Origin of the sequence: Streptomyces qinglanensis, assembly GCF_900111245.1 — a bacterium.
Taxonomy (GTDB): Bacteria; Actinomycetota; Actinomycetes; order Streptomycetales; family Streptomycetaceae; genus Streptomyces; species Streptomyces qinglanensis.
The window spans coordinates 478,612-504,898 of sequence record NZ_FOGO01000001.1 but is presented as its reverse complement, the minus strand read 5'-3'; the positions used below and the strand labels follow the sequence as shown (position 1 = coordinate 504,898).

At 71.1% G+C, this 26,287-nt stretch carries 26 protein-coding genes; 19 read left to right on the top strand and 7 right to left on the bottom strand.

Annotation, left to right across the window (positions count from 1 at the left end):
* Nucleotides 1-4: 4 nt before the first annotated feature.
* On the top strand, nucleotides 5-442 hold the full coding sequence (locus tag BMX65_RS02205) for a hypothetical protein (protein ID WP_074998364.1): 438 nt from the start codon (nucleotides 5-7) through the stop codon (nucleotides 440-442).
* A gap of 161 nt (nucleotides 443-603) precedes the next feature.
* Here BMX65_RS02205 and BMX65_RS02200 read toward each other — a convergent pair whose 3' ends face one another.
* Together BMX65_RS02200 and BMX65_RS02195 are read right to left on the bottom strand one after the other, a co-directional pair.
* Nucleotides 604-1,290, bottom strand: a complete 687-nt coding sequence (locus tag BMX65_RS02200) for a class I SAM-dependent methyltransferase (protein WP_074998765.1) — start codon at nucleotides 1,288-1,290, stop codon at nucleotides 604-606.
* The gene (locus BMX65_RS02195) at nucleotides 1,287-1,883 is read right to left on the bottom strand and encodes a DUF3043 domain-containing protein (RefSeq protein WP_074998363.1); all 597 of its coding nucleotides are present in this window, start codon (nucleotides 1,881-1,883) and stop codon (nucleotides 1,287-1,289) included. The genes BMX65_RS02200 and BMX65_RS02195 overlap by 4 nt, the downstream gene beginning before the upstream one ends.
* 240 nt (nucleotides 1,884-2,123) lie before the next feature.
* Here BMX65_RS02195 and BMX65_RS02190 point away from each other — a divergent pair, with 240 nt between their 5' ends.
* From BMX65_RS02190 to BMX65_RS02175, 4 genes are all read left to right on the top strand, one after another.
* Nucleotides 2,124-2,939 carry a PspA/IM30 family protein gene (locus tag BMX65_RS02190; RefSeq protein WP_074998362.1) on the top strand — a complete coding sequence of 272 codons (816 nt, stop codon included), beginning with the start codon at nucleotides 2,124-2,126 and terminating at the stop codon, nucleotides 2,937-2,939.
* Nucleotides 2,940-2,985: 46 nt separating this feature from the next.
* Nucleotides 2,986-3,264 (top strand): PspA-associated protein PspAA, encoded by a 279-nt coding sequence (gene pspAA, locus BMX65_RS02185; protein WP_074998361.1) that lies wholly within the window; start codon nucleotides 2,986-2,988, stop codon nucleotides 3,262-3,264.
* 140 nt (nucleotides 3,265-3,404) lie between these two features.
* Nucleotides 3,405-4,712, top strand: coding sequence for a sensor histidine kinase (locus BMX65_RS02180; RefSeq protein WP_177214173.1), 1,308 nt, complete (start codon nucleotides 3,405-3,407; stop codon nucleotides 4,710-4,712).
* On the top strand, nucleotides 4,709-5,398 hold the full coding sequence (locus BMX65_RS02175) for a response regulator (RefSeq protein ID WP_074998360.1): 690 nt from the start codon (nucleotides 4,709-4,711) through the stop codon (nucleotides 5,396-5,398). Before BMX65_RS02180 ends, BMX65_RS02175 begins: the two co-directional genes overlap by 4 nt.
* 140 nt (nucleotides 5,399-5,538) lie before the next feature.
* On the opposite strand, the gene BMX65_RS02170 is transcribed toward BMX65_RS02175, so the two are convergent.
* Complete coding sequence (locus tag BMX65_RS02170; protein WP_074998359.1) at nucleotides 5,539-6,513, bottom strand: carbohydrate kinase family protein; 975 nt, start codon at nucleotides 6,511-6,513, stop codon at nucleotides 5,539-5,541.
* 162 nt (nucleotides 6,514-6,675) lie between these two features.
* Here BMX65_RS02170 and BMX65_RS02165 point away from each other — a divergent pair, with 162 nt between their 5' ends.
* Together BMX65_RS02165 and BMX65_RS02160 are read left to right on the top strand one after the other, a co-directional pair.
* Entirely contained in the window at nucleotides 6,676-6,888 is a 213-nt protein-coding gene (locus tag BMX65_RS02165; protein WP_074998763.1) for a hypothetical protein, read from the top strand.
* A 171-nt stretch (nucleotides 6,889-7,059) separates the two neighbouring features.
* The gene (locus BMX65_RS02160) at nucleotides 7,060-8,472 is read left to right on the top strand and encodes a hypothetical protein (RefSeq protein WP_074998358.1); all 1,413 of its coding nucleotides are present in this window, start codon (nucleotides 7,060-7,062) and stop codon (nucleotides 8,470-8,472) included.
* A gap of 133 nt (nucleotides 8,473-8,605) precedes the next feature.
* On the opposite strand, the gene BMX65_RS02155 is transcribed toward BMX65_RS02160, so the two are convergent.
* Nucleotides 8,606-8,959, bottom strand: a complete 354-nt coding sequence (locus BMX65_RS02155; protein ID WP_019357422.1) for a HesB/IscA family protein — start codon at nucleotides 8,957-8,959, stop codon at nucleotides 8,606-8,608.
* A 305-nt stretch (nucleotides 8,960-9,264) separates the two neighbouring features.
* Here BMX65_RS02155 and nadA point away from each other — a divergent pair, with 305 nt between their 5' ends.
* Both nadA and BMX65_RS02145 read left to right on the top strand, forming a co-directional pair.
* The gene (gene nadA, locus BMX65_RS02150) at nucleotides 9,265-10,443 is read left to right on the top strand and encodes a quinolinate synthase NadA (protein WP_074998357.1); all 1,179 of its coding nucleotides are present in this window, start codon (nucleotides 9,265-9,267) and stop codon (nucleotides 10,441-10,443) included.
* A 74-nt stretch (nucleotides 10,444-10,517) separates the two neighbouring features.
* On the top strand, nucleotides 10,518-11,399 hold the full coding sequence (locus BMX65_RS02145) for a GNAT family N-acetyltransferase (RefSeq protein WP_074998356.1): 882 nt from the start codon (nucleotides 10,518-10,520) through the stop codon (nucleotides 11,397-11,399).
* 27 nt (nucleotides 11,400-11,426) lie between these two features.
* Here BMX65_RS02145 and BMX65_RS02140 read toward each other — a convergent pair whose 3' ends face one another.
* Complete coding sequence (locus BMX65_RS02140) at nucleotides 11,427-12,908, bottom strand: cysteine desulfurase/sulfurtransferase TusA family protein (protein ID WP_074998355.1); 1,482 nt, start codon at nucleotides 12,906-12,908, stop codon at nucleotides 11,427-11,429.
* A 291-nt stretch (nucleotides 12,909-13,199) separates the two neighbouring features.
* Between BMX65_RS02140 and ctaC the strand changes: the two genes are divergently transcribed.
* From ctaC to BMX65_RS02120, 4 genes are all read left to right on the top strand, one after another.
* Nucleotides 13,200-14,213 (top strand): aa3-type cytochrome oxidase subunit II, encoded by a 1,014-nt coding sequence (gene ctaC, locus BMX65_RS02135; protein WP_388600705.1) that lies wholly within the window; start codon nucleotides 13,200-13,202, stop codon nucleotides 14,211-14,213.
* Nucleotides 14,210-15,937, top strand: coding sequence for an aa3-type cytochrome oxidase subunit I (gene ctaD / locus BMX65_RS02130; RefSeq protein ID WP_074998353.1), 1,728 nt, complete (start codon nucleotides 14,210-14,212; stop codon nucleotides 15,935-15,937). The genes ctaC and ctaD overlap by 4 nt, the downstream gene beginning before the upstream one ends.
* Complete coding sequence (locus tag BMX65_RS02125) at nucleotides 15,934-16,332, top strand: cytochrome c oxidase subunit 4 (protein ID WP_074998352.1); 399 nt, start codon at nucleotides 15,934-15,936, stop codon at nucleotides 16,330-16,332. Before ctaD ends, BMX65_RS02125 begins: the two co-directional genes overlap by 4 nt.
* A gap of 141 nt (nucleotides 16,333-16,473) precedes the next feature.
* Nucleotides 16,474-17,766 carry a L,D-transpeptidase gene (locus BMX65_RS02120; RefSeq protein ID WP_074998351.1) on the top strand — a complete coding sequence of 431 codons (1,293 nt, stop codon included), beginning with the start codon at nucleotides 16,474-16,476 and terminating at the stop codon, nucleotides 17,764-17,766.
* Between the two features lie 110 nt (nucleotides 17,767-17,876).
* Here the strand turns inward: BMX65_RS02120 and BMX65_RS02115 are convergent, their stop codons facing one another.
* Entirely contained in the window at nucleotides 17,877-18,290 is a 414-nt protein-coding gene (locus BMX65_RS02115; protein WP_074998350.1) for a hypothetical protein, read from the bottom strand.
* A gap of 240 nt (nucleotides 18,291-18,530) precedes the next feature.
* Between BMX65_RS02115 and ctaE the strand changes: the two genes are divergently transcribed.
* From ctaE to trpD, 5 genes are all read left to right on the top strand, one after another.
* Entirely contained in the window at nucleotides 18,531-19,148 is a 618-nt protein-coding gene (gene ctaE, locus BMX65_RS02110; protein ID WP_026004777.1) for an aa3-type cytochrome oxidase subunit III, read from the top strand.
* 106 nt (nucleotides 19,149-19,254) lie between these two features.
* Nucleotides 19,255-20,067 (top strand): cytochrome bc1 complex diheme cytochrome c subunit, encoded by an 813-nt coding sequence (qcrC, locus tag BMX65_RS02105; RefSeq protein ID WP_074998349.1) that lies wholly within the window; start codon nucleotides 19,255-19,257, stop codon nucleotides 20,065-20,067.
* A complete protein-coding gene (qcrA, locus tag BMX65_RS02100) occupies nucleotides 20,064-21,131 on the top strand; it encodes a cytochrome bc1 complex Rieske iron-sulfur subunit (RefSeq protein ID WP_074998348.1) in 1,068 nt (355 codons plus the stop codon). Before qcrC ends, qcrA begins: the two co-directional genes overlap by 4 nt.
* Nucleotides 21,128-22,780, top strand: coding sequence for a cytochrome bc1 complex cytochrome b subunit (gene qcrB / locus BMX65_RS02095; protein ID WP_074998347.1), 1,653 nt, complete (start codon nucleotides 21,128-21,130; stop codon nucleotides 22,778-22,780). The genes qcrA and qcrB overlap by 4 nt, the downstream gene beginning before the upstream one ends.
* Nucleotides 22,781-22,974: 194 nt before the next feature.
* Nucleotides 22,975-24,042 (top strand): anthranilate phosphoribosyltransferase, encoded by a 1,068-nt coding sequence (trpD, locus tag BMX65_RS02090; protein WP_074998346.1) that lies wholly within the window; start codon nucleotides 22,975-22,977, stop codon nucleotides 24,040-24,042.
* Between the two features lie 101 nt (nucleotides 24,043-24,143).
* Here trpD and BMX65_RS02085 read toward each other — a convergent pair whose 3' ends face one another.
* Complete coding sequence (locus BMX65_RS02085) at nucleotides 24,144-24,635, bottom strand: VOC family protein (protein WP_074998345.1); 492 nt, start codon at nucleotides 24,633-24,635, stop codon at nucleotides 24,144-24,146.
* Between the two features lie 236 nt (nucleotides 24,636-24,871).
* Between BMX65_RS02085 and BMX65_RS02080 the strand changes: the two genes are divergently transcribed.
* A complete protein-coding gene (locus BMX65_RS02080; protein ID WP_074998344.1) occupies nucleotides 24,872-26,287 on the top strand; it encodes an MFS transporter in 1,416 nt (471 codons plus the stop codon).

The window sequence follows — 26,287 nt, the reverse complement described above, 5'->3', positions numbered from 1 at the left end:
GCGCATGGACGTACGAGGTGCGGTTTACGTGGTGCTGCGGGGCCCGGCCGAAAAGGTGGAGCGGACATTGGCGACGCTGAAGAAGGCGGGGATCTTCGCCGAACGGTCGGTCCGCGGGCCCGACGCGGTCGAAGCCTTCTTCCACGGGGGCGACGAACGCCCCAGCCCCCGCTTCATGGACGTCTGCGCGGCCCACGTGGCCAAGGCGGCCATCGGCACCGACTTCACGGTCGAGGAGACGGGCACCATCAGCAGCGCCGCGGCCGCCCGGCAGCTCGCCTACAACCGGCGGACGGGGGAATGGCTGGGCGCCTTCATCGACACCCAGGCGCCGCAGCAGGCCCGGTCCGAGACGCTCGCCCACCTCGCCCGGGAGCAGGGCATCGAGGTGGCCGACATCGAACTGCGCGATCCCCCCGAGTTCCGGCCCGCCGCGGGCTGAACCGGCGGCCTCGGCCGACCGGCTGCGACGGCCGTCCCGACCTGCGGCCGTCGGCCGGCCGGCGGCCGCCTCCGAGGGAGCCGGCCGCCTGTCGCGCACGCCGGGCCGGCCCCGGGACGGTCGGGACGGCGGTCCGGACCGTCCCGGTGTGCGCAGCGGCGTCAGCCCCGCACCCCGAACAGGTGCAGCGACTCGGCCACGCCCCGGTAGGGGTCCATGCGGCAGGCGCGCTCCTCCACCTCCAGGGCCTCGGCGGGCGCGGCCGGGTCGCCCACCGCGAGCGCTCCCACGCCGTACCAGCGGTCCATGGGCACTCCGATCCGGGCGAGGAACGAGGTCAGGGCCTCCAGCCGGAGAAAGCGGTCGCTCTCGCCGGGCTCGGCCTCCAGCGCCGCCCGGGCATCCGCCCAGTCCCCGGCCAGGCCGGGCCGCATCGCCCGGGCCGCCACGTTCGGCAGAACGAGCGAGAGCAGCCCGCCGGTGTCGAGCACGCGGGCGAGCCCGGCCAGTGTGCTGTCCGGGTCCCGGGACCGGCCCAGGACGTCGTGGCCGAGCACCAGGTCGAAGGTGCCGGGCAGGAAGTGCGCCCCGGTGTCCTGGCCGCCGCCGGCCCGGGTGCGGAAGCGGGCGCGTATGCCCTCGGGCTCCTCCGCGAGCGCCGCGTCGAGCGCCGCGAGCCGCGCCGGATCGGACTCCAGGCCGGTGACCTGGTGACCGGCCCGTGCCAGCCGCAGCGCCTGTGCGCCGTCGCCCAGTCCGGCGTCCAGTACCCGGAGCCGGCGCCCCACCTCGAAGTGCGCGGCGATCCGCTCCTCGAGCTGCCGGGCGACCAGCTCCTGCCTGATCAGGGCTTCTCGCCGCGGGCTACCTGCGGCTTGGGCAGGCGCATGCGGCGCATCTGAAGGGTCCGCATCAGCGCGTAGGCGATGGCGCCCCGGCGGTTCTCGTCGGGATAGCGCTCCTGGATCCGCTTCCGGAGCCGCACCGTGGTGCCGATGGAGTCGATGACGATCAGCACGATCACCACGAGCCACAGCAGCAGCGAGATGTTCTTGAGCTGCAGCGAGGGCAGCATGCTCAGGACGAGGATGATCACGGCCAGCGGCAGGAAGAACTCCGCCACGCTGAACCGGGAGTCCACGAAATCGCGCGCAAGGCGCCGCACCGGCCCCTTGTCGCGTGCGGGCAGATGGCGCTCGTCCCCGCTGGCCAGCGCCTCGCGCTGCTTGGCCAGCTCGGCCCGGCGGGCCGCGCGCTGCCGCTTGGCCGCGTCCTTGCGGTTCTGCGGCCCGCCGGCCATCGGGCGGCGCGGACCGCGCGCCTCGCTGCGCTTGGGAGTGGGGCGACCCTTGGGGGCTTGCGGGTCGCGGGGCTGGTGGGACTCGGCCGCCATCACCTGGGATGAGCCGGCCTGCCCTGCTTTCGAACGGCTACGGAACACACCTCAAGAGTACGGTGTGCCGCGGAGTGGGCCCCAGCCCCCGGGGGTAGGGACCGGAATCACCGGTCCCTGTCGCGGACGGGTGCCTACTCCCTGCGCCGGAGAGTGCGGGAGGCTGATCGTCCTCACGGAGGAGCGTTTCCGCACTCTGACGGTGCGGTAATGGAAGACAGCCCCGTACCCTGGGGTCTGTAGGTTGCCGAGGGCTTGAGTCCGTTACGAAGGGGGCGCGCGAGGCCCATGAGCGGTGTCATGAAGCGTATGGGGATGATCTTCCGCGCGAAGGCCAACAAGGCCCTGGACCGGGCCGAGGACCCGCGTGAGACGCTCGACTACTCGTATCAGAAGCAGCTCGAACTGCTGCAGAAGGTGCGCCGCGGCGTCGCGGACGTCGCGACCTCCAGGAAGCGCCTGGAGCTGCAGATGACGCAGTTGCAGGGGCAGTCCTCCAAGCTGGAGGAGCAGGGCAAGAAGGCGCTCGCGCTGGGCCGCGAGGACCTGGCCCGGGAGGCGCTCTCGCGCAGGTCCGCCCTCCAGCAGCAGGTCACCGACCTGGAGGGGCAGCACCAGACGCTGCAGGGCGAGGAGGAGAAGCTCACCCTGGCGGCGCAGCGGCTGCAGGCCAAGGTGGACGCCTTCCGCACCAAGAAGGAGACGATCAAGGCCACCTACACCGCCGCCCAGGCGCAGACCCGGATCGGCGAGGCGTTCTCCGGCATCTCGGAGGAGATGGGCGACGTCGGCATGGCCATCCAGCGGGCCGAGGACAAGACGGCCCAGCTCCAGGCCCGCTCCGGCGCCATCGACGAGCTGCTGGCCTCCGGCGCCCTGGACGACCCCTCCGGCATGGCCAGGGACGACATCACCGCCGAGCTCGACCGCCTCTCCGGCGGCAGCGACGTGGAGCTGGAGCTGCAGCGGATGAAGGCGGAGCTGGCCGGCGGCAGTGGCAGCGGCGGCGGCCAGCAGGCCATCGAGGGGGGCCAGGGCCAGGAGGGACAGCAGGGCCAGGCCGACGGCCGGCAGCAGGAAGCGCCCCGGTTCAACAAGGAGTGAACCGGGCCTCAGCGGCACCCCCGCGCAGCCTGAGGAGGAGAACGGCATGATCGTACGGATCATGGGCGAGGGCCAGGTCGAACTGGACGACAGCCACTTCGCCGAACTGAACCGGCTCGATGACGAGCTGCTCGAGGAGATGGAGAGCGGAGACGAGGCGGGCTTCCGCCGCACGCTCCGCGCGCTGCTCGACGCCGTCCGCCGTCTGGGCAGCCCGCTGCCCGACGACGCACTCGAACCGTCCGAGCTGATCCTTCCCGCGCCCGAGGCCGACCTGGACGAGGTGCGCAAGATGCTCGGGGACGACGGACTCATCCCCGGCTAGCCCGCGACCCCGCGCCGCACGGACCGGCGTTCCCCTTCCCCAGCGTCCCCCTGCATCACCTCGCGTCCCCTGTTTCACCCGCCCCACGACCCGCACACGCAGACCACGACGGCACACACACCAGGAGAGCCGGGCATACGGTGCCTGCAGTAACCCTCCGCGACATCCGCGAGCGGCTCCGCGCGCATCCCCACGCGGTCGATGCGCTCATCGCTGTCGGGACCTTCTGCTGCATCCTGCTCGGCGCTTCCACGGAGCCGCACGGACCCGACGGCCAGCCCCGGTTCGCGGAACGCGAGATCACCGGGCAGACGGTGCTGCTGGCGGCGCTCTCCTGCGGGGTGCTGGCGCTGCGCCGCCGGGCTCCCATGCCGGTGCTGCTGCTGACCGGGGCGATATCGGTTCTCGCGCTCGCCGCGGGCGAGGGGCCCACCGGCGGTTCGGCGCCGGAGGCGCCGCTCGTATCGGCCGCCGTCATCGCGCTCTACACCGTCAGCAACACCACCGACCGCCGTACGAGCTGGCAGGTCGGTGCCCTCAGCGTCGGCGTGCTCACCGGCGCGAGCATGCTCTTCGGGGCCCGGCCCTGGTACGCGCAGGAGAACCTCGGCATCTTCGCCTGGACTGCGCTGGCCGCCGCCGTCGGTGAGGCCGTACGCAACCGGCGCGCCTTCGTCGACGCCATCCAGGAGCGTGCCGAGCGTGCCGAGCGCACCCGTGAGGAGGAGGCCAGGCGGCGGGTCGCGGAGGAGCGCATGCGCATCGCCCGCGAGCTGCACGACGTGGTCGCCCACCACATCGCCCTGGTCAACGTCCAGGCGGGGGTGGCCTCGCACGTCATGGACCGGCGTCCGGACCAGGCCAAGCAGGCCCTGTCCCACGTGCGGGACGCCAGCCGGCACGCCCTGGCCGAACTCCAGACCACCGTGGGGCTGCTGCGCCAGTCCGGGGAGAGCACCGCGCCCACCGAGCCCGCCCCCGGCCTGGAGGTGCTGGACGACCTCGTGGAGGGGTTCCGCAACGCCGGGATGTCCGTCGCCGTGGAGGGTTCGCCGCCCGCCGGAGGGCCGCCGCTCTCCTCGGCGGTGGACCTGACCGCCTACCGGGTCGTCCAGGAGGCCCTCACCAACGTGCACAAGCACGCGGGCAGCGGTGCCCATGCGGAGGTGCGGATACAGCGGGACGCGGGGGCGCTGGAGATCGTCGTCATCGACGACGGGGCGGGCACCACGCACACCGTCCCCGACGACGCGGCGGACCCGGCGGACGGGGACGAGCCGGGGCGGGCCGCGGGCGGCGCCGGCGGGCACGGACTCCTCGGCATGCGGGAGCGGGCCGCCGCACTGCACGGCGTCTGCGAGAGCGGGCCGCTGCCCGGCGGCGGATTCCGGGTCTACGTACGGTTGCCGCTCGAGACGACGGCGCCCCGGAAGGAGACTCCCGCATGATCCGTGTCGTGCTCGCCGACGACCAGGCGCTGCTGCGCAGCGCCTTCCGGGTGCTGGTGGACTCCGAGCCCGACATGGAGGTGGTGGGCGAGGCGGCGGACGGCGCCGAGGCGGTGGCGCTGGTGCGCGAGCGGGGCGCGGACGTGGTGCTGATGGACATCAGGATGCCCGGCACCGACGGGCTGGCCGCCACCCGCGCCATCAGTGCCGACCCGGCGCTGGCCGAGGTCAGGGTCGTCATCCTGACCACCTTCGAGGTGGACGAGTACGTGGTCGCCGCACTGCGCGCGGGGGCTTCCGGATTCCTGGGCAAGGGCGCCGAGCCGGGTGAGCTGCTCTCCGCGGTACGGACGGCGGCCAAGGGGGACGCGCTGCTCTCGCCGGTGGCGACCAAGGGGCTGATAGCCAGGTTCCTGGCGCAGGGCGGCGCCGTCGAGGGGGACGACCCGGCGGCCGGGGGCCGCGCGGCCCGGCTCGACGCGCTCACCGCGCGCGAACGCGAGGTGCTGACGCAGGTGGCCGGGGGACTGTCCAACGACGAGATCGGCGCTCGGCTCGACGTCAGCCCGCTCACCGTCAAGACGCATGTCAACCGCGCCATGGCCAAGCTCGGCGCCCGGGACCGGGCGCAGTTGGTGGTGGCCGCGTACGAGAGCGGACTGGTGCGGCCCGCCGTCCCGGAGTGATCTGCCGCCCGAGAGATGCTGCCCCGGGGTGATCTGCCGTCCGGAGCGCTGCCCCGGGATGATCTGCTGCCGGAGCGCGGCGCCCCGCCCCGTACCACCCGCGGCGGGGCGGTAGGGGGCGGGGCCGCGGCGGCGCCGGGTCAGCCCAGGTGGCTCCGGACCTCGGTGGCGGCGTCGTGGCCGTACGCCTTGGTGAAGCGCTCCATGAAGTGGACGCGCTTGAGCTCGTACTCCTGGGTGCCGACCGTCTCGATGACGAGGGTGGCGAGCATGCAGCCCACCTGCGCGGCCCGCTCCAGGCCGACGCCCCAGACCAGCGCGGAGAGGAATCCGGCGCGGAAGGCGTCGCCGACGCCCGTGGGGTCGGCTTTCTGCTTCTCCTCGGCGCAGCCGACCAGGATCGGCTCCTCGCCCGCGCGGTCGATGCGGGCGCCGTTCTTGCCGAGGGTGGTCACGCGGGTGCCCACCCGCTGGAGGACCTCCTCGTCGCTCCAGCCCGTCTTGGCCTCGATCAGCTCCTTCTCGTACTCGTTGGAGAAGAGGTAGGTGGCGCCGTCGGTCAGCGCCCGGATGCCCTCCCCGTCCATCCGGGCGATCTGCTGCGAGTAGTCGGCGGCGAAGGGGATGCCGCGGGCACGGCACTCCTCGGTGTGCCGCATCATGCCCTCGGGGTCGTCGGCCCCGATGAGGACGAGGTCGAGCCGGCCCGCCCGGTCGGCGACGTACTTGAGCTCGATGTTCCGCGCCTCGGTCATGGCGCCGGTGTAGAACGAGCCGATCTGGTTGTTGTCCGCGTCGGTGGTGCAGACGAATCGTGCGGTGTGCGCGACCTCGGAGATGTGCACGGACTCCGTGTCCACACCGTGTCGTTCGAGCCAGGCGCGGTATTCCTCGAAGTCCTCTCCTGCCGCACCGACGAGGATCGGCCGGACACCGAGCTGGCCCATGCCGAAGGCGATGTTGGCGCCGACGCCGCCTCGGCGGATGTTGAGGCCGTCGACGAGGAAGGAGAGCGAGACCGTGTGCAACTGGTCGGCGACCAGTTGGTCGGAGAAGCGCCCCGGGAAGGTCATCAGGTGGTCGTTTGCGATGGAGCCGCAGACTGCGATACGCACGACGAATTCTGCTCCTGAGAGACATCGGGTACCCCCGTACGCCCAGCGCACGAGGGGAAGGCCAGCGCCACGCTACCCGCTGGGCCCGCCGAGCCGAACAGGACACAACTACCTCATAGTAGGGTCTTCCGGGCAGCTCATCGGATCCGTAGCGTGATCCTCATGCCGAAAACAGCGCTTTTCCCGGCCGGATACGCCGAGCACGAGTCGATGGAGCAACTCCTCGGCGACTGTGCGCGGATGGTCCCGCACTGGACGGTTCCGCCCGCGGGGCCGCAGGAGCGGCGCCGCGCGCCACTGCCGCCGCTGCACGGCGTGCGCGTTCCGCTGCGCTCCGCACGCCTCCTGGAGGGGATGTCCGAGTACGGCGACTGAGGCGGCCGGGCCGCTCGCCGAGCGCCCGCCGGGGAACCGCGGGCTTCCGCTCCCCGTCCCACTCACGTCCCCCTCGCACGGGGGAGCGCACCTGCCCGCGTGAGGGAGGGTGTGCGGGAAGACCTCGCGACGAGGGAGGACCCCGTGGACGCGGAGCCAAAGGAGTTTTCGGTGAGTACAGACCAGTCCCCCGAGACCGAGGACCGGCCGGCCCCCCGGAGCAGGCGGCGGCGGCTCTCCGTGGCGGCCGTGGCCACCGCCGTGCTGCTGGCCGGCGGGGGCGGCGCGTACTGGGCGTCCTCCGCCTCCTCCGGCGGCGCGGACTCCGAGAGTGCCGCAGCCGACGGGGACGGCCCTCCGAAGCTGGCGCTGGACGGCACGGCCGCGTCCGACCAGGACAGCGGCGAGGGCATCGCGCCGGGCGAGCCGATGGGACCGCGCGGGTACCGGGCCGAGGGCGAGTTGCCGGACGGTCCCGAGTCCGCTGCCGTCCGCAAGCCCGGACACCGGGTGAGCCGCGCGGAGGCGGCCCGGCTCGCGAAGGCGTTCGAGATCGAGGGTGCGGTCGAGGCCGAGGCGGGCCGCTGGCAGGCGGGCGGCGACAGCAAGGGGAAGGACCCCCGGCTGACCGTCGAGCGGGGAGCCGACGGCGGCGCGTGGACGTACCAGAACGGCGGGACGGTGCCGCTGGACGCCGACCCCGACCCCGCGCCCGGCGGCGAGCCGCTCTCCGCCGCCGACGCGAAGAAGGCGGTGCGCCCCGCGCTGCGGGCCCTCGGGCTCCAGGACGCCTCGCTGGATGCCGGGTCGCCGGTGGGCGGCACCCGTACCGTGACCGCCTCGCCCGAGGTGGCCGGCCTGCCGACGCATGGCTGGGACAGCGCCTTCGTGGTGGACGACAAGGGCGCGGTCACCCGGGCGCAGGGGAACTGGAGCAGGGCGCGCAAGGGCGAGGTCTACCCGGTGGAGAGCGCCACCGCGACGCTCGACCGGCTGAACAAGGCCGAGCAGGCGCGCGGCGGCCACCGCGAGGGCGCCCAGGGGAACGAGCCCACCAGGATCGGCGGCGCGTCGTTCGGGCTCGCGCTGGAGCGTTCACACGGCGAGCCGCTGCTGGTGCCGGCGTGGATCTACCAGGTCAAGCGCTCGGGCGGGGGAGACCTGGAGGTCACCCATCCGGCGGTGTCGCCCGAGTACCTCGAGCCGGCGAAGACCTCCGGCCACCCTCCGGTGCCGGACGGCAGCACGGGGCCGGGGAAGCGGCCCTCGCAGGCGGTCGCGTCGTACGAGGTGCACGGGCGCACGCTCGAGCTGAGCTTCTGGGGCGGGGTGTGCGACACCTACAAGGCCGAGGCCGAGGAGTCGGGGTCCGCGGTGCGGGTCTCCGTCGAGGCCGGTGAGAAGAAGGGCAGCGAGGACGGCAAGGGCGACAAGGGCGACAAGGACGGCAAGGACGGCAAGGACGGCAAGGGGGTCTGCGTCAAGATCGCCAAGCGGCAGACGGTCGAGGTGGAACTCGACAAGAAGCTGGGCGACCGCAGGGTGCTGGACGCGCGGAACGGCGAGAAGCTGCCGAGGAAGTGAGCGCGGCGCCGCCCGCCCGAAAACCGGCGAGGGCGGCGGACTCCTGGTGGGGGGAGTCCGCCGCCCTCGCCATGGCCGCTCCCGGCCGGGGCCGCCCGGTGTCCGCCGTCGGCGGCCGCCGCGGGCCGGTGGCTCAGTTGAACGAGTCGCCGCAGGCGCAGGAGCCGGTGGCGTTCGGGTTGTCGATCGTGAAGCCCTGCTTCTCGATGGTGTCGACGAAGTCGATGGAGGCACCGCCGAGGTAGGGGGCGCTCATCCGGTCGGTGACGACCTTGACGCCACCGAAGTCCTTGACCACGTCGCCGTCCAGCGAGCGCTCGTCGAAGAAGAGCTGGTAGCGCAGGCCGGAGCAGCCACCCGGCTGGACGGCGACGCGCAACGCCAGATCGTCGCGGCCCTCCTGCTCCAGCAGGCTCTTGACCTTCGCGGCGGCGGCGTCGGACAGGATGATGCCCTCGCTTACAGCGGTCTCGTCCGAAACGGACATCTGCTTCTCTCCCGGGTTGTACGGACTGCACTCTTACCGTCGGCTCAACCGGCGGCATCCCGGATTCATTCCAGGAGTGGTCACTTCATGCTCGCACACCGCCGGAGCGCGTGGGAATGCGTCACATCGACGCGATGGGCATCGTCAAACTGACGTGAAGCGGTTATGATAGATAGCGTCACTTAGACGAGAATCCGATGGGAGGCCGCACCGGAAGGCCCCGCGGGAAGCGTGTCCCGCGCCTGACCGGTACGGCTCCGCGTGGCGCCCCCGACGCTACTGAGCTACAGAAAGGGCTGGTCCTGTTGAGTGCCGCCCAGCCGCTGGACGTGCAGCCGACCCCGCTCGCGCTGCTGCTGCTCGGCCGCGAGGCCGACCCCAGGAGCGAGCGCGGGGTCGAGTGCCCCGGCGACCTCCCCGCCCCCTCCGACCCGGACCTGGTGGCCCGGGCGCGCGCCGCGAAGGAGAAGCTCGGCGACCGCGTCTTCGTGCTCGGCCACCACTACCAGCGTGACGAGGTCATCGAGTTCGCCGATGTGACCGGTGACTCCTTCAAGCTGGCCCGGGACGCGGCGGCCCGGCCCGAGGCCGAGTACATCGTCTTCTGCGGCGTGCACTTCATGGCCGAGTCGGCCGACATCCTCACCTCGGCGCAGCAGCGGGTGGTCCTGCCCGACCTGGCGGCCGGCTGCTCCATGGCGGACATGGCCACCGCCGAGCAGGTCGCCGAGTGCTGGGACGTGCTGACCGAGGCGGGGATCGCCGGGACGACCGTCCCGGTCTCGTACATGAACTCCTCCGCGGACATCAAGGCGTTCACCGGGCGGCACGGCGGCACCATCTGCACCTCTTCCAACGCCAAGCGGGCGCTGGAGTGGGCCTTCGGCCAGGGCGAGAAGGTGCTCTTCCTGCCCGACCAGCACCTCGGCCGCAACACCGCCGTCCGCGACATGGGCATGACGCTGGACGACTGCGTGGTCTACAACCCGCACAAGCCGAACGGCGGGCTGACCCCGCAGCAGCTCCGGGACGCCCGGATGATCCTGTGGCGCGGCCACTGCTCCGTGCACGGCCGCTTCTCGCTGGACTCGGTCCGCGAGGTGCGCGAGCGCATCCCCGGCGTCAACGTCCTGGTGCACCCGGAGTGCAAGCACGAGGTCGTCGGCGCGGCCGATCAGGTCGGCTCCACCGAGTACATCATCAAGGCCCTGGAGGCGGCTCCGGCCGGATCCAAGTGGGCGATCGGCACCGAGTTGAACCTTGTCCGGCGGCTGGCGAATCGTTTCGCCGCCGAGGACAAGGAGATCGTCTTCCTGGACCGCACCGTCTGCTTCTGCTCCACCATGAACCGCATCGACCTGCCGCATCTGGTGTGGGCCCTGGAGTCGCTGGCCGACGGCACCGTCGTCAACCGGATCGAGGTCGACGCGGAGACGGAGAAGTTCGCCAAGCTCGCCCTGGAGCGGATGCTCGCCCTGCCGTAGCGGCCGGGGCCGGGCATCCGCTGCGGCCCCGAGCGCGCTCGCCCGGGCGCGGCGGGCTGCCGTAGCGTGCTCCGATGCTGCTGCGACCTGTCAGGGACACCGAAGACGACGCGGAGACCGTAAGGACGCTGGCCGAGGCGGCGTTCGGGGCCTCGCACGAGCTCAAGGGCGAGGCCCCGGATCCGCGCTCGGCGGCCCGCGCGGCGCACAAGCGGGCGCAGATCCTGCACATCGTCCGGCACGACCCCGCGGGCTGCTGGATCGCCGAGGACGCGAGCGGCCGGGCCGTCGGCGCCGCCCAGTCCCACATCCGCGAGGGCACCTGGGGTCTCGCGCTGCTGGTCGTGCTCCCCGGGGTGCAGGGCGAGGGCGTCGGCCGGGCCCTGCTGCAGCGCACCCTGGAATACGGGCGCGGCTGCCTGCGCGGCATCATCTGCTGCTCGCGCCACCCGGCCGCCGCGCGCGTCTACCGGCAGGCCGGGTTCGCGCTGCACCCCACCATCCGGATGCGGGGCCTCGTCGACCGGGCGGGACTGGGCAGCGCCGAGGGCGCCGCGGTCGAGGGCGGCCCCCGCGACCGCGACCTGCTCGACTCCGTGGACCGGCGGCTGCGCGGCGGGGCGCACGGTCCCGACCACGACTTCCTGATCCGGCACCACCGGCTGGTCGTCGCCGACGACCTGGCCGGCAGCGGCTACTGCTACCTCACCACCGACGGGAGCAGAGTCGCGCTGCTCGGCGCCACCTCGCGGCGGATCGCCACCCGGGTGCTCACCGCGGCACTGCATGGGGTGCCGGAGGGGACCGAGGTGGAGGTGCAGGACGTCACCGCGGAGCAGCAGTGGGCGGTCGACGTGGGCCTCCGCGCGGGCCTGGAGCTCCGCTCCGAGGGGTTCGTCTGCTTCCGCGGCCTGCGGCCCCCGTCGCCGTACATCCCCTCGGGGGCGTTTCTGTGACGGGGGACCACCCCGCCACGGGGGCGCTCACCCGGTGCCGCCCGCCCTCCGCACCCGGTACTCCGTGCCCTCCGCCCCCTCGAAGGCGTGTCCGGTCATCTCGCACCAGGCCGGGATGTCGAGCCGGGCGGCCTCGTCGTCGGCCAGCACCCGCACCAGGCCCCCCGCCGGGACCCGCCCCACGGCCTTGGCCAGCTCGATCACCGGCAGCGGACACAGCGTCCCGCGCGCGTCGACCGTGATCTCCCCGGCTCCTTCCGGGGGTGTCGCCGCGGTCGCGGCGACGTCCGCGGCCGTGTCCCGGTCCGGGCCGGCGGCCCCGGCCGTCGTGCCCCCGGCGTCCTCGGCGGCCCCGGCCCCGGCCCCGGCCGCGGGTGCGGCTCCGGCTCCCAGCCGGGCCCGTACCTCCGCGACGGCCCCCGGCAGCACCTGGAGGAACCGGTCCACCTCGCTCTCCTGCGTCCCCGGCGGGAGTGACACCCGCACATTGCCCTCCGAGAGCACCCCCATGGCCCGCAGCACATGGCTCGGCGTCAGGGTGCCGGAGGTGCAGGACGAGCCGCTGGAGACCGAGAACCCGGCGGCGTCCAGCGCGTGCAGCAGCGCCTCGCCGTCCACGTACAGACAGGAGAAGGTCACCAGGTGCGGCAGCCTGCGCACCGGGTCGCCGACGACCTCGGTGTCCGGGACCAGCCCGGGCACCCGGGCCCGGATCCGGTCCACCAGGGCCCGCAGCCGGGCGCCCTCCGCCTCGGCCTCGGCCCGTACGGCGCGCAGCGACGCGGCCGCCGCGACCACGGCGGGGATGTTCCCGAAGCCGGGGGCGGCCCCGGACTCCCGTTCGTCCACCGGCCCGGGCGGAGCGAACCGCACGCCCTTGCGCACGGCGAGCAGCCCCACCCCGGGCGGCCCTCCCCATTTGTGCGCGCTGCCGGTCAGCAGCGACCAGGGCCCCTCCACCGGCCCCCAGGGGAGTGACTGCGCCGCGTCCACCAGCAGCGGCACGCCCGCCTCGGCGCAGACCTCGGCCACCCGGGCCACCGGCTGCACGGTGCCGACCTCGTGGTTGGCCGACTGCAGACAGGCCAGCGCGCAGTCCTCGCCGAGCGCCCGCGCCCACTCCTGTACGTCGATCCGTCCGGTGCGGTCGACCTCCACCTGGTGCAGCAGTCCGCCCGCCCGCTCGTGGGTCTCGCCCGCGTGCAGCACGGCGGAGTGTTCGACCGCGGAGACGACCAGCCGCCGTCCGGCGCGCCGCCGCGCGGTGAGCGCGCCGCCGATCCCGGTGTGCAGAGCCTGGGTACCCGAAGAGGTGAAGCGCAGTTCGTCCGGACGGCAGTCCAGCGCCTCCGCAGCCGTCTCGCGGGCCGCGTCCAGCAGCATCCGGGCGCGCCGGCCCTCCCGGTGCGGGCGGGCCGGGTCGGCCCATCCCTCGTCCACCGCCGCCAGCAGCGCCTGCCGCGCGACCGGGTGGAGGGGGAGCGAGGACGCGGCATCGAAATAGGACACACTTGTACGCTACCGCCGCTCCCGTACCCCGCGTACCCGGTGCCGTTCCCGGCCGGGAAGCGGCCGGGAACCGGCCTGTACAGCCTCAGTTCGGGGGCGGCGCGCGTGCGTCCCGGCCCATCGGGGTGGCACGCGGCGCGTTGTGCCCCCTCCCCGCGCGACCCCAAATGGCGTCGGCTAGGGTTTGGTCCGCATAAACATCCAAACCCCTGCCCGCGCCTGGGCCGGCGCCCGACCACGTAAGAGGGCCGCGCCCGACCGACGCGGGCGAGACTCTCGGGAAGGCGCTACGTGAGTCCCAACGGCTCCGACCTCCCCCACGAGCGCCCTTCGGGCGCCGTGGGAGGCACCCCCACGTCGCGGCGCCCGATGCGGCGGAAGCTGCAGCAGGCGTCGGCCGCGGGCCTGGTCCTGGCAACCGCGACCGGTTGCACATCCAAGGACTTCCCCCGCCTCGGCATGCCCACCCCGGTAACGGACGAGGCGCCGCGGATCCTCTCCCTGTGGCAGGGCTCCTGGGCGGCCGCGCTCGCCGTGGGCGTGCTGGTATGGGGCCTGATCCTGTGGAGCGTCATCTTCCACCGGCGCTCCCGGTCCAAGGTCGAGATCCCGCCGCAGACCCGGTACAACATGCCCATCGAGGCCCTGTACACCGTGGTCCCGATCATCATCATCGCGGTGCTGTTCTACTTCACGGCCCGGGACGAGACCAAACTTCTGGCGACCTCGAAGAAGCCCACCCATGTGATCAACGTCGTTGGTTACCAGTGGAGCTGGGGCTTCAACTACATCGAGGACGTGGACGGCGACCCCAAGACGGACGTCAACACGGACAAGGCGCTGGACAAGGAACTGAGCGCCATCCCGGACCGGATGACCAAGGGCTTCCCGAAGGGTGCCGAGGGCGTCTACACGGCGGGCACTCCGGCTGATGTGAACCCGCAGACCAAGAACCCGGGCCCCACACTGTGGCTGCCCAAGGGCGAGAAGGTCCAGTTCATCCTGACCTCCCGGGACGTCATCCACTCCTTCTGGGCCATCCCGTTCCTGATGAAGCAGGACGTCATCCCGGGCCACGTCAACCGCTTCGAGGTGACCCCCAACAAGGAGGGCACCTACCGGGGCAAGTGTGCCGAGCTGTGCGGCGTCGACCACTCCCGGATGCTCTTCAACGTGAAGATCGTCTCCCCGGAGCGCTACCAGAAGCACCTGGAGGACCTGGCGAAGAAGGGCCAGACCGGCTACATCCCGGCGGGTACCGCCACCACGGGCGGCGCCAAGAATGCGGAGACGAATAACCCGTGAGCATCCTCAACGAACCCCAGGGTGCCGCCGCGACAGCTCCGGCGACAGCCTCCGGACGGCCCAAGCGGCCCGGCCAGATCGTTGTCGACTGGATGACGACGACGGACCACAAGAAGATCGGCAGCCTGTACCTGATCACGTCGTTCGTCTTCTTCTGCGTCGGCGGCGTCATGGCGCTCCTCATGCGCGCCGAGCTCGCCCGTCCGGGCACGCAGATCATGTCGAACGAGCAGTTCAACCAGGCGTTCACCATGCATGGCACGGTCATGCTGCTGATGTTCGCCACCCCGCTGTTCGCCGGCTTCGCGAACTGGATCATGCCGCTGCAGATCGGCTCGCCCGATGTGGCCTTCCCGCGGCTGAACATGTTCGCCTACTGGCTCTACCTCTTCGGCTCGCTGATCGCGGTGGGCGGTTTCCTCACCCCGCAGGGCGCGGCCGACTTCGGGTGGTTCGCCTACTCGCCGCTCTCGGACGCGGTCCGCTCGCCGAGCGTCGGCGCCGACATGTGGATCATGGGCCTGGCCCTCTCCGGCTTCGGCACCATCCTCGGCTCGGTCAACTTCATCACCACGATCATCTGCATGCGCGCACCCGGCATGACGATGTTCCGCATGCCGATCTTCACCTGGAACGTGCTGCTCACCGGTGTGCTGGTGCTGCTGGCCTTCCCGGTGCTGGCCGCCGCGCTGTTCGCCCTGGAGGCGGACCGCAAATTCGGGGCGCACGTCTTCGACGCCGCCAACGGCGGAGCGCTGTTGTGGCAGCACCTCTTCTGGTTCTTCGGCCATCCTGAGGTGTACATCATCGCGCTGCCGTTCTTCGGCATCGTCTCCGAGGTCATCCCGGTCTTCAGCCGCAAGCCGATGTTCGGCTACATCGGCCTGATCGGCGCCACCATCGCCATCGCCGGCCTCTCGGTGACGGTCTGGGCGCACCACATGTACGTGACGGGCGGCGTGCTCCTGCCGTTCTTCTCGTTCATGACCTTCCTGATCGCGGTGCCGACGGGTGTGAAGTTCTTCAACTGGATCGGCACGATGTGGAAGGGCTCACTGTCCTTCGAGACACCGATGCTGTGGACCATCGGCTTCCTGATCACCTTCACCTTCGGTGGTCTGACCGGTGTCATCCTGGCCTCGCCGCCGATGGACTTCCACGTCTCGGACTCGTACTTCGTCGTCGCGCACTTCCACTACGTCGTCTTCGGCACCGTGGTCTTCGCGATGTTCGCCGGCTTCCACTTCTGGTGGCCGAAGTTCACCGGCAAGATGCTGGACGAGCGGCTCGGGAAGATCACCTTCTGGACGCTGTTCATCGGCTTCCACGGCACCTTCCTGGTGCAGCACTGGCTGGGCGCCGAGGGCATGCCGCGGCGGTACGCGGACTACCTGGCCGCCGACGGCTTCACCGCGCTGAACACCATCTCCACCATCAGCTCGTTCCTGCTCGGCATGTCCATGCTGCCGTTCTTCTACAACGTGTGGAAGACGCACAAGTACGGCGAGAAGGTCGAGGTCGACGACCCCTGGGGTTACGGCCGCTCCCTCGAGTGGGCCACGAGCTGCCCGCCCCCGCGGCACAACTTCCTCACGCTGCCGCGTATCCGCTCCGAATCCCCGGCCTTCGACCTGCACCACCCGGAGATCTCCGCGCTCGACGAGCTGGAGAACCTGGGCAGGGAAGACAAGGCGCTCGCCGGCAGCAAGGAGGCCGGGAAGTGAAGATCCAGGGCAAGATGTTCCTGTGGCTGTCGGTCTTCCTGCTGGCAGTCGCCGTCACCTACGGTCTCTGGTCGAAGGAGCCGGTGGGCACCACCGGCCTCTTCCTGGCCTTCGGCCTGTCGATCATGATCGGCTACTACCTGGCGTTCACCGCGCGCCGGGTGGACACCGGGGCGCAGGACAACAAGGAGGCGGATGTCGCGGACGACGCCGGCGAGCTGGGCTTCTTCAGCCCGTGGAGCTGGCAGCCGCTGGCCCTGGGCCTCGGCGGCGCCTTCGCCTTCCTGGGCGTGGCCATCGGCTGGTGGCTTGTCTACGTCTCGGCGCCGCTGCTGCTGATCGGCCTGTTCGGCTGGGTGTTCGAGTACTACCACGGTGAGAGCCGCACCCAGTAGCCGCCGAGCCGGCCGCGGAGCGGTCCGGCGGAACAGCACCACAACCGAAGAGCAAGGACCGGCCCCCCGACACTCCGGGGGGCCGACCCGTTTGTACGCACTCAGCGGGCCCGAAATGACGATTCTTCATATTTTGGGCACATGAGCCACAGCCATAACACCGCGATAGCCGAGGGGGTCCTCACCCCCCGCACCGTCTCCCGCAAGCACAAGCGCCGGGTGGTCCGTAGCTGCGCCCTGCTGCTGGCGCCCCTCTCCGTGGGGCTCGCCGCCTGCAGCGGGGGCAGCGACGGGAGTTCGCTCGCCTCCGCGCCCTACGACGCCACGGACGCCGTGGCCGTCAATGCCGACGCCGACAGCAAGGACGTCGACCCGGACAAGGCGCTGGAGGTCACCGCGCAGCACGGCGACACCCTGACCGACATCTTCGCCAGCGACGCCTCGGGCCACGTGGTCCAGGGTGAGCTGTCCGAGGACGGCAAGCACTGGCGCAGCACCGGGCCGCTGGCCGCCGATGCCCGCTACACCCTCAAGGTCAGCACCGAGAACGACGAGGGCGCCCCAGGGCGGCGCACAGTCCACTTCCGGACCAAGGGCGTCTCCAAGCACCTGAGCGTCAAGCTGGGCCCGGACAACGGCACCTACGGCGTCGGGCAGCCGCTCACGGCGAAGCTGGGCCGGGCGATCAAGAAGCCCGCGCAGCGGGAGCTGGTCGAGCGTGCACTGAAGGTGAAGTCCACCCCCCATGTGGACGGCTCCTGGCACTGGGTGAACAGCAAGGAGCTGCACTACCGGCCCCGCTCCTACTGGCCCGCGCACGCCTCCATCACGCTCCGCTCCTCACTCGAAGGGCTGAAAGTGCGCAAGGGTCTCTACGGTGGGAAGACCGAATCCGTCCGGATGCGGACCGGGGACCGAATAGAAGCGATCACCGATGCCTCGTCCCTGGTCATGAGGGTCAAGAAGAACGGGAAGACCATCCGTTCCATCCCCGTGACCACTGGGAAGTCGGGTTACGAGACCCGCAACGGCATCAAGGTGATCCTCACCAAGGAGCCCTATGTCCGGATGACCAGCGCCAGCATCGGTGCCGGGGACTTCTACGACCTGGGGGTCCACTGGGCCACCCGGCTCACCAACAGCGGCGAGTACGTGCACGGCGCCCCCTGGTCGGTCGCCTCCCAGGGCGTGTCCAACACCAGCCACGGCTGCACCGGGATGAGCAGTTCCAACGCCAAGTGGTTCTTCGACCACGTCCGGCAGGGCGACATCGTCCAGCACGTCAACACGGCCGGCGACCGGATGGCGCCCTTCGGCAACGGCTTCGGCGACTGGAACCTGGGCTGGAAGAAATGGCGTGCGGGCAGCGCCGTCAACACCAAGCCCGTCGGCAGCGGCCCCGCCGACGCCGCGCGGCTGCGTCCTTCGGTGTGATCCACCCCGGAGGAGAGCGAACGACGCGCCCGTGCTTCCCTCGAACGAGGGAAGCACGGGCGCGTCACCTTGCCGGAGGGGCCCCGCCGCCGGGGTTCAGGCGCCGGGCTTCAGGCGCGGGCCAGGTCGCTCCTGGCCGCGCGGTCCCGCAGCAGCCCGGCCAGCGCGTCGGCCAGCGCGACCGGGTCCACCGGGTGCGAGACCGCGGCCTCGGCCCGGCTCCAGGTCGCCAGCCAGGCGTCCTGCGGCCTGCCGATCAGCAGCAGCACCGGGGGGCAGTCGAAGATCTCGTCCTTGATCTGGCGGCACACGCCCATGCCGCCCGCCGGGGCGGTCTCGCCGTCCAGCACGCAGGCGTCCACGTGCAACTCCTCCAGGGTGGAGAGCACGGCCGGCAGGGTGGCGCACTCCACATACCGGATCTCGGGCACATCGGTTGCGGGCCTGCGGCCCGCTGCGAGCCGCACCTGCTCGCGGGTGGTGGCGTTGTCGCTGTAGACCAGCACCGTGGCGGTCGGCTGCATCGTTCCTCCGCGTCCGTATCGGGTGAACCGCTGACGCACCGGGCGGCTTCGGGCACATTCCGCGGTGGCGCCGCTCGGATGCTACTCCCTCCGACGCACCGTCAACACCGGTCGGCACGCACCGGTGCGCGGGAGCCGGAGCCGCCGTCCGGGCCGTCGTCCCTGGTTACAGCCCGGCCGCCGGGTACGGACACACCGAACGGCACCCCCGAAGTGAGGCCGGGATAAGCGACCGACATAATGTCGGTCGTGGCGACAGCAACAGCAGTAGAAACCGGGCACGCGCACCCGTCGGTCAACCGGCCGAACCTCACCAGCGTCGGAACCATCATCTGGCTGAGTTCCGAGCTGATGTTCTTCGCGGCCCTCTTCGCGATGTACTTCACCCTTCGGTCGGTGACCGGCGCCGAGTACTGGAAGGAGCATGCCTCCGAGCTGAATCTTCCCTTCGCGGCGACGAACACCACGATCCTCGTGCTCTCCTCGCTCACCTGCCAGCTCGGCGTCTTCGCCGCCGAGCGCGGTGACGTGAAGAAGCTCCGCGCGTGGTTCGTCGTCACCTTCATCATGGGCGCGATCTTTATCGGCGGCCAGGTCTTCGAGTACACGGAGCTGGTCAAGGAGGGCACCTCACTCTCCTCGAGTCCGTACGGATCGGTGTTCTACCTGACCACCGGGTTCCACGGCATGCACGTGACAGGTGGTCTCATCGCCTTCCTGTTCGTCCTGGGGCGCACCTATGCGGCCAGGCGGTTCACTCACCACCAGGCCACCGCCGCCATCGTCGTGTCCTATTACTGGCACTTCGTCGATGTCGTCTGGATCGGCCTCTTCGCCACGATCTACCTGATCCGGTAACGGGCCGGGGCGCGGTCCCGCCGCGCGCGCCGTGCCGCGCAGGCGGACCACGGAACAGACGGACAGACACAGCATCGACGAGAAGATCCTGACACCGGGGTAATCCGTGAAAAAGCTCTCCGCACGACGGCGCCATCCGCTGGCGGCGCTCGTCGTTCTACTCTTCGCGCTGGCGGCCACCGGGGGGCTGTACACCGCGTTCGCTCCCGCGGGCGAGGCCAAGGCCGAGCAGGAGTCGACCCAGTCCCTCGCCATCGAGGAGGGCAAGAAGCTCTACGCCACCGGGTGCTCCAGCTGCCACGGGACCGGCGGCCAGGGGACCAGCGACGGTCCCAGCCTGGTCGGTGTCGGGGCCGCGGCGGTGGACTTCCAGGTCGGCACCGGCCGGATGCCGGCCCAGCAGCCCGGCGCCCAGGTGCCCAAGAAGAAGAGGATCTACGACCAGGACGAGATCAACCAGCTCGCCGCGTACGTCGCCTCGCTGGGCTCGGGCCCGAGCCGGCCCACCAAGGAGATGTACGACCCGGCCGGTGCCGACATCGCCAGGGGCGGGGAACTCTTCCGCACCAACTGTTCGCAGTGCCACAACTTCACCGGTGAGGGCGGTGCGCTCACCCACGGCAAGTACGCCCCCGATCTCGGTGATGTCGACCCCAAGCACCTCTACGAGGCCATGCAGACCGGCCCCCAGAACATGCCGTCCTTCACCGACGGTGCACTTCCCGAGAAGGACAAGCGGGACATCGTCGCGTACGTGAAGGAGGTCAACAGCGGCACGTCGGAGAGCCCCGGTGGGTTCAAGCTCGGTGGGTTCGGCCCGGTCGCCGAGGGCATGTTCGCCTGGATCTTCGGTCTCGGCGTGCTGATCGCTGTCGCTGTCTGGGTCGCCGCTCGGACCGCAAAGGCCAAGAAGTCATGAGTAGCGAGACTGGACCGGACGAGAACGTGTCAGACGAGAACCTGCCTGCTGAGCAGGAAACAGCCCACGGTGCGGAGGTCGCCGAGGGCGACCCCTTCGTGGACCCTGGACTGCCGCCGCACGAGCACCGCATCCAGGACATCGACGAGCGGGCGGCCAAGCGCTCCGAGCGCGTCGTCGCCTTCCTCTTCACCCTGTCGATGCTCGCCACGGTGGGCTTCATCGCCTCCTTCGTGGCCTTCCCGATCGACGAGATCATCTACGTCTGGCCACTCGGGCACATCAGCGCGCTGAACCTCTCCCTCGGCCTCACGCTCGGTGTCGCCCTGTTCTGCATCGGCGCCGGAGCGGTCCACTGGGCCCGCACGCTGATGTCGGACGAGGAGATGGTCGACGAGCGGCACGCCGTCGCCGCGACCCCCGAGGTCCGCGAGAAGGTCATCGCCGACTTCAAGCAGGGCGCCAAGGAGTCCGCGCTCGGCCGCCGGAAGCTGATCCGGAACACGATGTTCGGTGCCGTGGCCCTGGTGCCGCTCTCCGGCGTCGTGCTGCTCCGTGACCTGGGCCCGCTGCCCGGGGACAAGCTGCGGCACACGGCCTGGAAGAAGGGCAAGCTGCTCGTCAACGAGAACACGAACGAGCCGCTGCGTCCGGAGGACATCGCCGTCGGCTCGCTCACCTTCGCCAAGCCCGAGGGCCTGGAGGAGGACGACGAGGAGTTCCAGAAGGAGATCGCCAAGGCCGCCCTGATGATCGTCCGGCTGGAGCCGAGCGACATCAAGGACAAGCGCGAGCTGGACTGGTCGCACGAGGGCATCGTGGCCTTCTCGAAGATCTGCACCCACGTGGGCTGCCCCGTCAGCCTCTACGAGCAGCAGACCCACCACGTCCTGTGCCCGTGCCACCAGTCGACCTTCGACCTGTCCGACGGTGCGCGCGTGCTGTTCGGTCCCGCGGGCCACCCGCTGCCGCAGCTCGACATCAGCGTCAACAAGGACGGCTACCTCGAAGCGCAGGGCGACTTCGCGGAGCCCGTCGGTCCGGCCTTCTGGGAGCGCGGATGAGTACTGCAACCGAGACCCCGGGCAGCGCGGCTGCCGAGGGCAAGAAGAAGGCACCCGCGGGTGAGCGGGTCGCCGACTGGGCCGACGGACGGCTGGGGATCTACAGCCTCGCCAAGGCCAACATGCGCAAGATCTTCCCGGACCACTGGTCCTTCATGCTGGGCGAGGTCGCGCTCTACAGCTTCATCATCATCATCCTGACCGGTGTCTACCTGACGCTGTTCTTCCACCCGTCGATGAACGAGGTGGAGTACCACGGCGCGTACACGCCGATGCAGGGTGTCCGGATGTCCGAGGCGTTCGCCTCGACCATGGACATCAGCTTCGACGTGCGCGGTGGTCTGCTGGTGCGGCAGATCCACCACTGGGCGGCGCTGATCTTCCTGGCGGCGATGTTCGTGCACATGATGCGCGTCTTCTTCACCGGGGCGTTCCGCAAGCCGCGCGAGGTCAACTGGGTCTTCGGGTTCCTGCTCTTCGTGCTGGGCATGTTCACCGGCTTCACCGGCTACTCGCTCCCGGACGACCTGCTCTCCGGCACCGGTGTGCGGTTCATGGAGGGCGCGATCCTGTCGACGCCGATCATCGGCACCTACGTGTCGATGTTCCTCTTCGGCGGGGAGTTCCCGGGGCACGACTTCGTGGCCAGGTTCTACTCGGCCCACATCCTGCTGCTGCCGGGCATCATGCTCGGACTGCTGGTGGCGCACCTGATCCTGGTCTTCTACCACAAGCACACCCAGTTCGCGGGTCCCGGCCGGAAGAACTCCAACGTGGTCGGCATGCCGCTGCTGCCGGTCTACATGGCCAAGGCGGGAGGCTTCTTCTTCCTGGTCTTCGGCGTGATCTCGGCCATCGCGGCGCTCTTCACGATCAACCCGATCTGGGTGCTGGGCCCCTACCGGCCGGACCAGGTCTCCACCAACGCGCAGCCCGACTGGTACATGGGCTTCTCCGAGGGCCTGATCCGGGTGATGCCCGGCTGGGAGATCAACCTGTGGGGCCACACACTGGTACCCGGTGTGGCCATCCCGCTGATGATCATCTTCCCGCTGGTCCTCGTCGCGATCGCGGTGTACCCGTTCATCGAGGCGTGGGTCACCGGCGACAAGCGCGAGCACCACATCGCCGACCGGCCGCGCAACGCGCCGACCCGGACCGGGTTCGGGGCGGCGTGGATCGCCTGGTACTTCGTGCTCCTGGTCGGCGGCGGCAACGACCTGTGGGCGACGCACTTCAACCTGTCGATCAACGCGATCACCTGGTTCGTCCGCGTGGGCTTCTTCGTGGTGCCGGTCCTGGTCTTCTGGGTCACCCGGCGGATCTGCCTGGGCCTGCAGCGCAAGGACCGGGAGAAGGTGCTGCACGGCAGGGAGACCGGCACGATCAAGCGGCTGCCGCACGGCGAGTTCGTGGAGATCCACGAGCCGCTCTCCCAGGAGCAGCTGCACTCGCTCACCGCGCACGACCAGTACCAGCCGCTGGAGATCGGCCCCGGCACGGACGAGAACGGCGTCGAGCGGAAGATCTCCCGCGGGCAGAAGCTGCGCGCCAAGCTCTCGAAGGGCTACTTCGGGGAGTCGGGACAGATCCCCAAGCCCACCCGCGAGGAGTACCGCGAGGTCGAGAGCGGACACGGGCACCACTGACCGGTTCGCCAGACCGGACACGCCACACCGAAGGGGTCCACGGGTACGCCCGTGGGCCCCTTCCGGCGTTCCGGGCACCATCTGCGCCGGTTCTGCCCGCAGGCCGGACGGATGACCGGGCGGGCCCCCGGAATCGATAGGGTGGCCGCACATACGCGTCGGTTCTGTTGCCAGGAAGTCAGGAAGTGGTCCCCATGAGCGCTGCTGTCCCCGCCGGAGGCGACACCGTGGCGGCGCGTACCTGGCCCGACGTGCTGAGCGCCCTGCTGGCGGGCGAGGACCTGAGTGCCGAGGCCACGGCCTGGGCGATGGACCGGATCATGCGGGGCGAGGCGAGCGATGTGCAGATCGCGGGCTTCGCCGTGGCGCTGCGGGCCAAGGGCGAGACCGTCGAGGAGATCTCGGGCCTCGTGCGGGCGATGTACGCGCACGCTCGCACGATCGAGGTGCCAGGACCCACCGTCGACATCGTCGGCACCGGCGGCGACCGGGCGAAGACCGTCAACATCTCCACCATGTCGGCGATTGTCGTCGCCGGCACCGGCGCCAGGGTCGTCAAGCACGGGAACCGTGCCGCGAGCAGCGCCAGCGGTGCCTCGGACGTGCTGGAGAAGCTGGGCGTCAACCTGGAACTGCCGCCCGACCGGGTCGCCGGGATGGCGGACGAGGCGGGGATCACGTTCTGCTTCGCGGTCAAGTTCCACCCCTCGCTGCGGCATGTCGCGGTGGCCCGCAAGGAACTGGGGGTCCCCACCCCCTTCAACTTCCTCGGCCCGCTCACCAACCCCGCCCGGGTCGGTGCGCAGGCGACCGGGGTGGCCGACGCACGGATGGCGCCGATCGTCGCCGGGGTGCTGGCGGCACGCGGCTCCTCGGCGCTGGTCTTCCGGGGGGACGACGGGCTGGACGAGCTGACGACGACGGCGACCTCCACCGTGTGGATCGTCCGCGACGGTGCCGTGCGGGAGGAGACCTTCGACCCGCGCGACGTGGGCGTGGAACTGGTGCCGGTGGAGGCGCTGCGGGGTGCGGACGCGGCCTACAACGCCGATGTCGCGCGCCGGCTGCTGGAGGGGGAGCGCGGACCCGTGCGGGACGCCGTGCTGCTCAACTCCGCCGCCGCGCTGGCGGCGCTGAACCCGACCGGTGCCCCGCTGAGCGAGCAGATCGCCCAGGGCATGGCCCGGGCCGCCGAGTCGCTCGACTCGGGCGCGGCGCGTACGGCCCTGGAGCGGTGGGTGGCGGCCAGCAACCGCCCCTAGAACGGCCAGGACGGTGGCCCGCCGCCGGCCGTGGCGGCGGCGGGCGTGCGCGGTCCGGACCGGAATCCGGATCGCGCACGCCGGGGGCGGCCACCCGCCGCTCAGGCGGATCCCTGCCGTACGGCGTCCTCCAGCGCGGCCACGTCGAGCTTCTTCATGCCGAGCATGGCGCGGGTGGCCGGCTCGGACACCTCCGGGTCCGCGGAGCCGACCAGTTCCAGCACCCGGCGCGGCACGATCTGCCAGGAGAGGCCGTACTTGTCCTTGAGCCAGCCGCACTGCACTTCCTGGCCGCCGTCGGCGGTCAGCTTCTCCCAGAGAGTGTCCACCTCCTCCTGGGAGTCGCAGTCCACCTGGAGCGAGATCGCCTCGGTGAAGGAGAACTCCGGGCCGCCGTTCAGCGCCACGAACTGCTGCCCGGCCAGTTCGAAGACGACCGTCATCACCGAGCCCGTCTCACCGGGTGCGGCGTCGTTGTAGCGGGTGACCTCCACGATGCGGGAGTCGTCGAACAGCGAGGTGTAGAACGTCGCTGCCTCCTCGGCCTTCCCGTCGTACCAGAGGAACGTCTTGATCTTCTGCGGCTGCTGCATGATGCGCCCTCCTGAGCGAGTCGGTGCGGCGGGCCGGGGGCGTCCCGGACCGCCTGGGTGTCCTCGGAGGAGAGACCGGCCGCGCCGCCGGAATTCATCGGCCCGGCGGGGAGATGTCCTCACACCGTCCCCGCGGCCCGCGTGAGCACTCCCTTTCGTGTGCGTTACGGAGCCGCCCGGAGGCGGTAACGGCCCGCTCCTAGCATCGGTGTTCCTTCCAGCGGACAGGAGACGATGTGCGAGCACGGTGGATCACCCGATGGGAGCCGGAGGACCCGGGCTTCTGGGCGAGCGAGGGACGGCGCACGGCGCGGCGCAACCTGTGGCTGTCCGTGTGCGCCGAGCACATCGGGTTCGCGGTCTGGAGCCTGTGGTCGGTACTGGTGCTGTTCATGACGCCGCAGGCCGGGTTCACGCTGACCCCGGACGAGAAGTTCCTGCTGGTGTCGCTGGTGTCCCTGGTGGGCGCGCTGCTGCGGCTGCCCTACGGGTTCGCCGTCACCCGGTTCGGGGGCCGCACCTGGACCGTGTGCTCCGCACTGGCACTGCTGATACCCGTGGTGTCGGCGGCGGTCCTGGTGCGCCGCCCGGACACGCCGCTGTGGGTACTGCTGCTGTGCGCGGCCGTGTCCGGTCTGGGAGGCGGCAACTTCGCCTCCTCCATGGTCAACATCAACGGTTTCTTCCCCGAGCGGGAGAAGGGCTGGGCGCTGGGGCTGAACGCCGGGGGCGGCAACCTCGGGGTCGCCACCGTGCAGCTGCTGGGGCTGGCCGTACTGGCCACCGTGGGCATCGCACACCCGGAGGTGCTGCCCCTGCTGTTCGTCCCGGCTCTGCTGCTGGCCGCGCTGCTGGCCCACCGGGGGATGGACAATCTGGCCACCAACCGCACCGACTACGGCGCCTACCGCAGTGCTGCGCGCGACATCCACTGCTGGACGCTCTCCCTGCTGTACATCGGCACCTTCGGATCCTTCATCGGCCTCGGCTTCGGCTTCGGACTGGTGCTGCAGAACGAGTTCGGCAAGAGCCCCGCGCAGGCCGCCGCGCTGACCTTCCTCGGGCCGCTGCTGGGCTCGCTCTCGCGGCCGCTGGGCGGCCGGCTGGCCGACCGGTTCGGCGGCGCCCGGGTCACCGCCTGGTCGTTCCTGGCGCTGGCCTGCGGCGCCGGATGCGTGCTGGCCGCCTCGGCCGCCGACTCGTTCGCCGCCTATGTGGCCGTGTTCACCGCGGTGTTCGTGCTGACCGGGCTGGGCAACGGCGCCACCTACAAGATGATCCCCGCCCGCTACGCCGCACGCGCCCGGAGCGCCGTGGAAGCCGGGGCCGACCCGACTGCCGCCCTGGCCCGGGGACGCCGACTGGCCGGTGCCGTCATCGCCGTCTCGGGCGCGATGGGCGCCCTGGGCGGAGTCGGCATCAACCTCGCCTTCCGCCAGTCGTACCGGAGCACGGGTGACGCGGACGCGGCGATCGGCGCCTTCCTCGTCTTCTACCTGCTGTGCCTGGCGGTGACCTGGGCCGGATACGTGCGGCGGCCCGCCGCCGGACCCGCCACCCGGGTGGCCGCGGTGCGGCGGCAGCCGGCCCGACCGGAGCCGGACGCCACCCAGCCGGAGCCGCAGCCGGCCGTCGCCGAGCGGGGGGCCTGA

What these genes read in the sequence shown, in the direction of transcription:
- BMX65_RS02085 (WP_074998345.1), bottom strand. Translation starts at nt 24,635, where the DNA reads ATGCAGCAGCCGCAGAAGATCAAGACGTTCCTCTGGTACGACGGGAAG.
- BMX65_RS02115 (WP_074998350.1), bottom strand. Translation starts at nt 18,290, where the DNA reads ATGCAGCCGACCGCCACGGTGCTGGTCTACAGCGACAACGCCACCACC.
- BMX65_RS02205 (WP_074998364.1), top strand. Translation starts at nt 5, where the DNA reads ATGGACGTACGAGGTGCGGTTTACGTGGTGCTGCGGGGCCCGGCCGAA.
- BMX65_RS02175 (WP_074998360.1), top strand. Translation starts at nt 4,709, where the DNA reads ATGATCCGTGTCGTGCTCGCCGACGACCAGGCGCTGCTGCGCAGCGCC.
- BMX65_RS02165 (WP_074998763.1), top strand. Translation starts at nt 6,676, where the DNA reads ATGCCGAAAACAGCGCTTTTCCCGGCCGGATACGCCGAGCACGAGTCG.
- BMX65_RS02190 (WP_074998362.1), top strand. Translation starts at nt 2,124, where the DNA reads ATGAGCGGTGTCATGAAGCGTATGGGGATGATCTTCCGCGCGAAGGCC.
- ctaE (WP_026004777.1), top strand. Translation starts at nt 18,531, where the DNA reads ATGTCGGTCGTGGCGACAGCAACAGCAGTAGAAACCGGGCACGCGCAC.
- qcrB (WP_074998347.1), top strand. Translation starts at nt 21,128, where the DNA reads ATGAGTACTGCAACCGAGACCCCGGGCAGCGCGGCTGCCGAGGGCAAG.
- qcrA (WP_074998348.1), top strand. Translation starts at nt 20,064, where the DNA reads ATGAGTAGCGAGACTGGACCGGACGAGAACGTGTCAGACGAGAACCTG.
- BMX65_RS02120 (WP_074998351.1), top strand. Translation starts at nt 16,474, where the DNA reads ATGAGCCACAGCCATAACACCGCGATAGCCGAGGGGGTCCTCACCCCC.
- pspAA (WP_074998361.1), top strand. Translation starts at nt 2,986, where the DNA reads ATGATCGTACGGATCATGGGCGAGGGCCAGGTCGAACTGGACGACAGC.
- BMX65_RS02155 (WP_019357422.1), bottom strand. Translation starts at nt 8,959, where the DNA reads ATGTCCGTTTCGGACGAGACCGCTGTAAGCGAGGGCATCATCCTGTCC.
- trpD (WP_074998346.1), top strand. Translation starts at nt 22,975, where the DNA reads ATGAGCGCTGCTGTCCCCGCCGGAGGCGACACCGTGGCGGCGCGTACC.
- BMX65_RS02145 (WP_074998356.1), top strand. Translation starts at nt 10,518, where the DNA reads ATGCTGCTGCGACCTGTCAGGGACACCGAAGACGACGCGGAGACCGTA.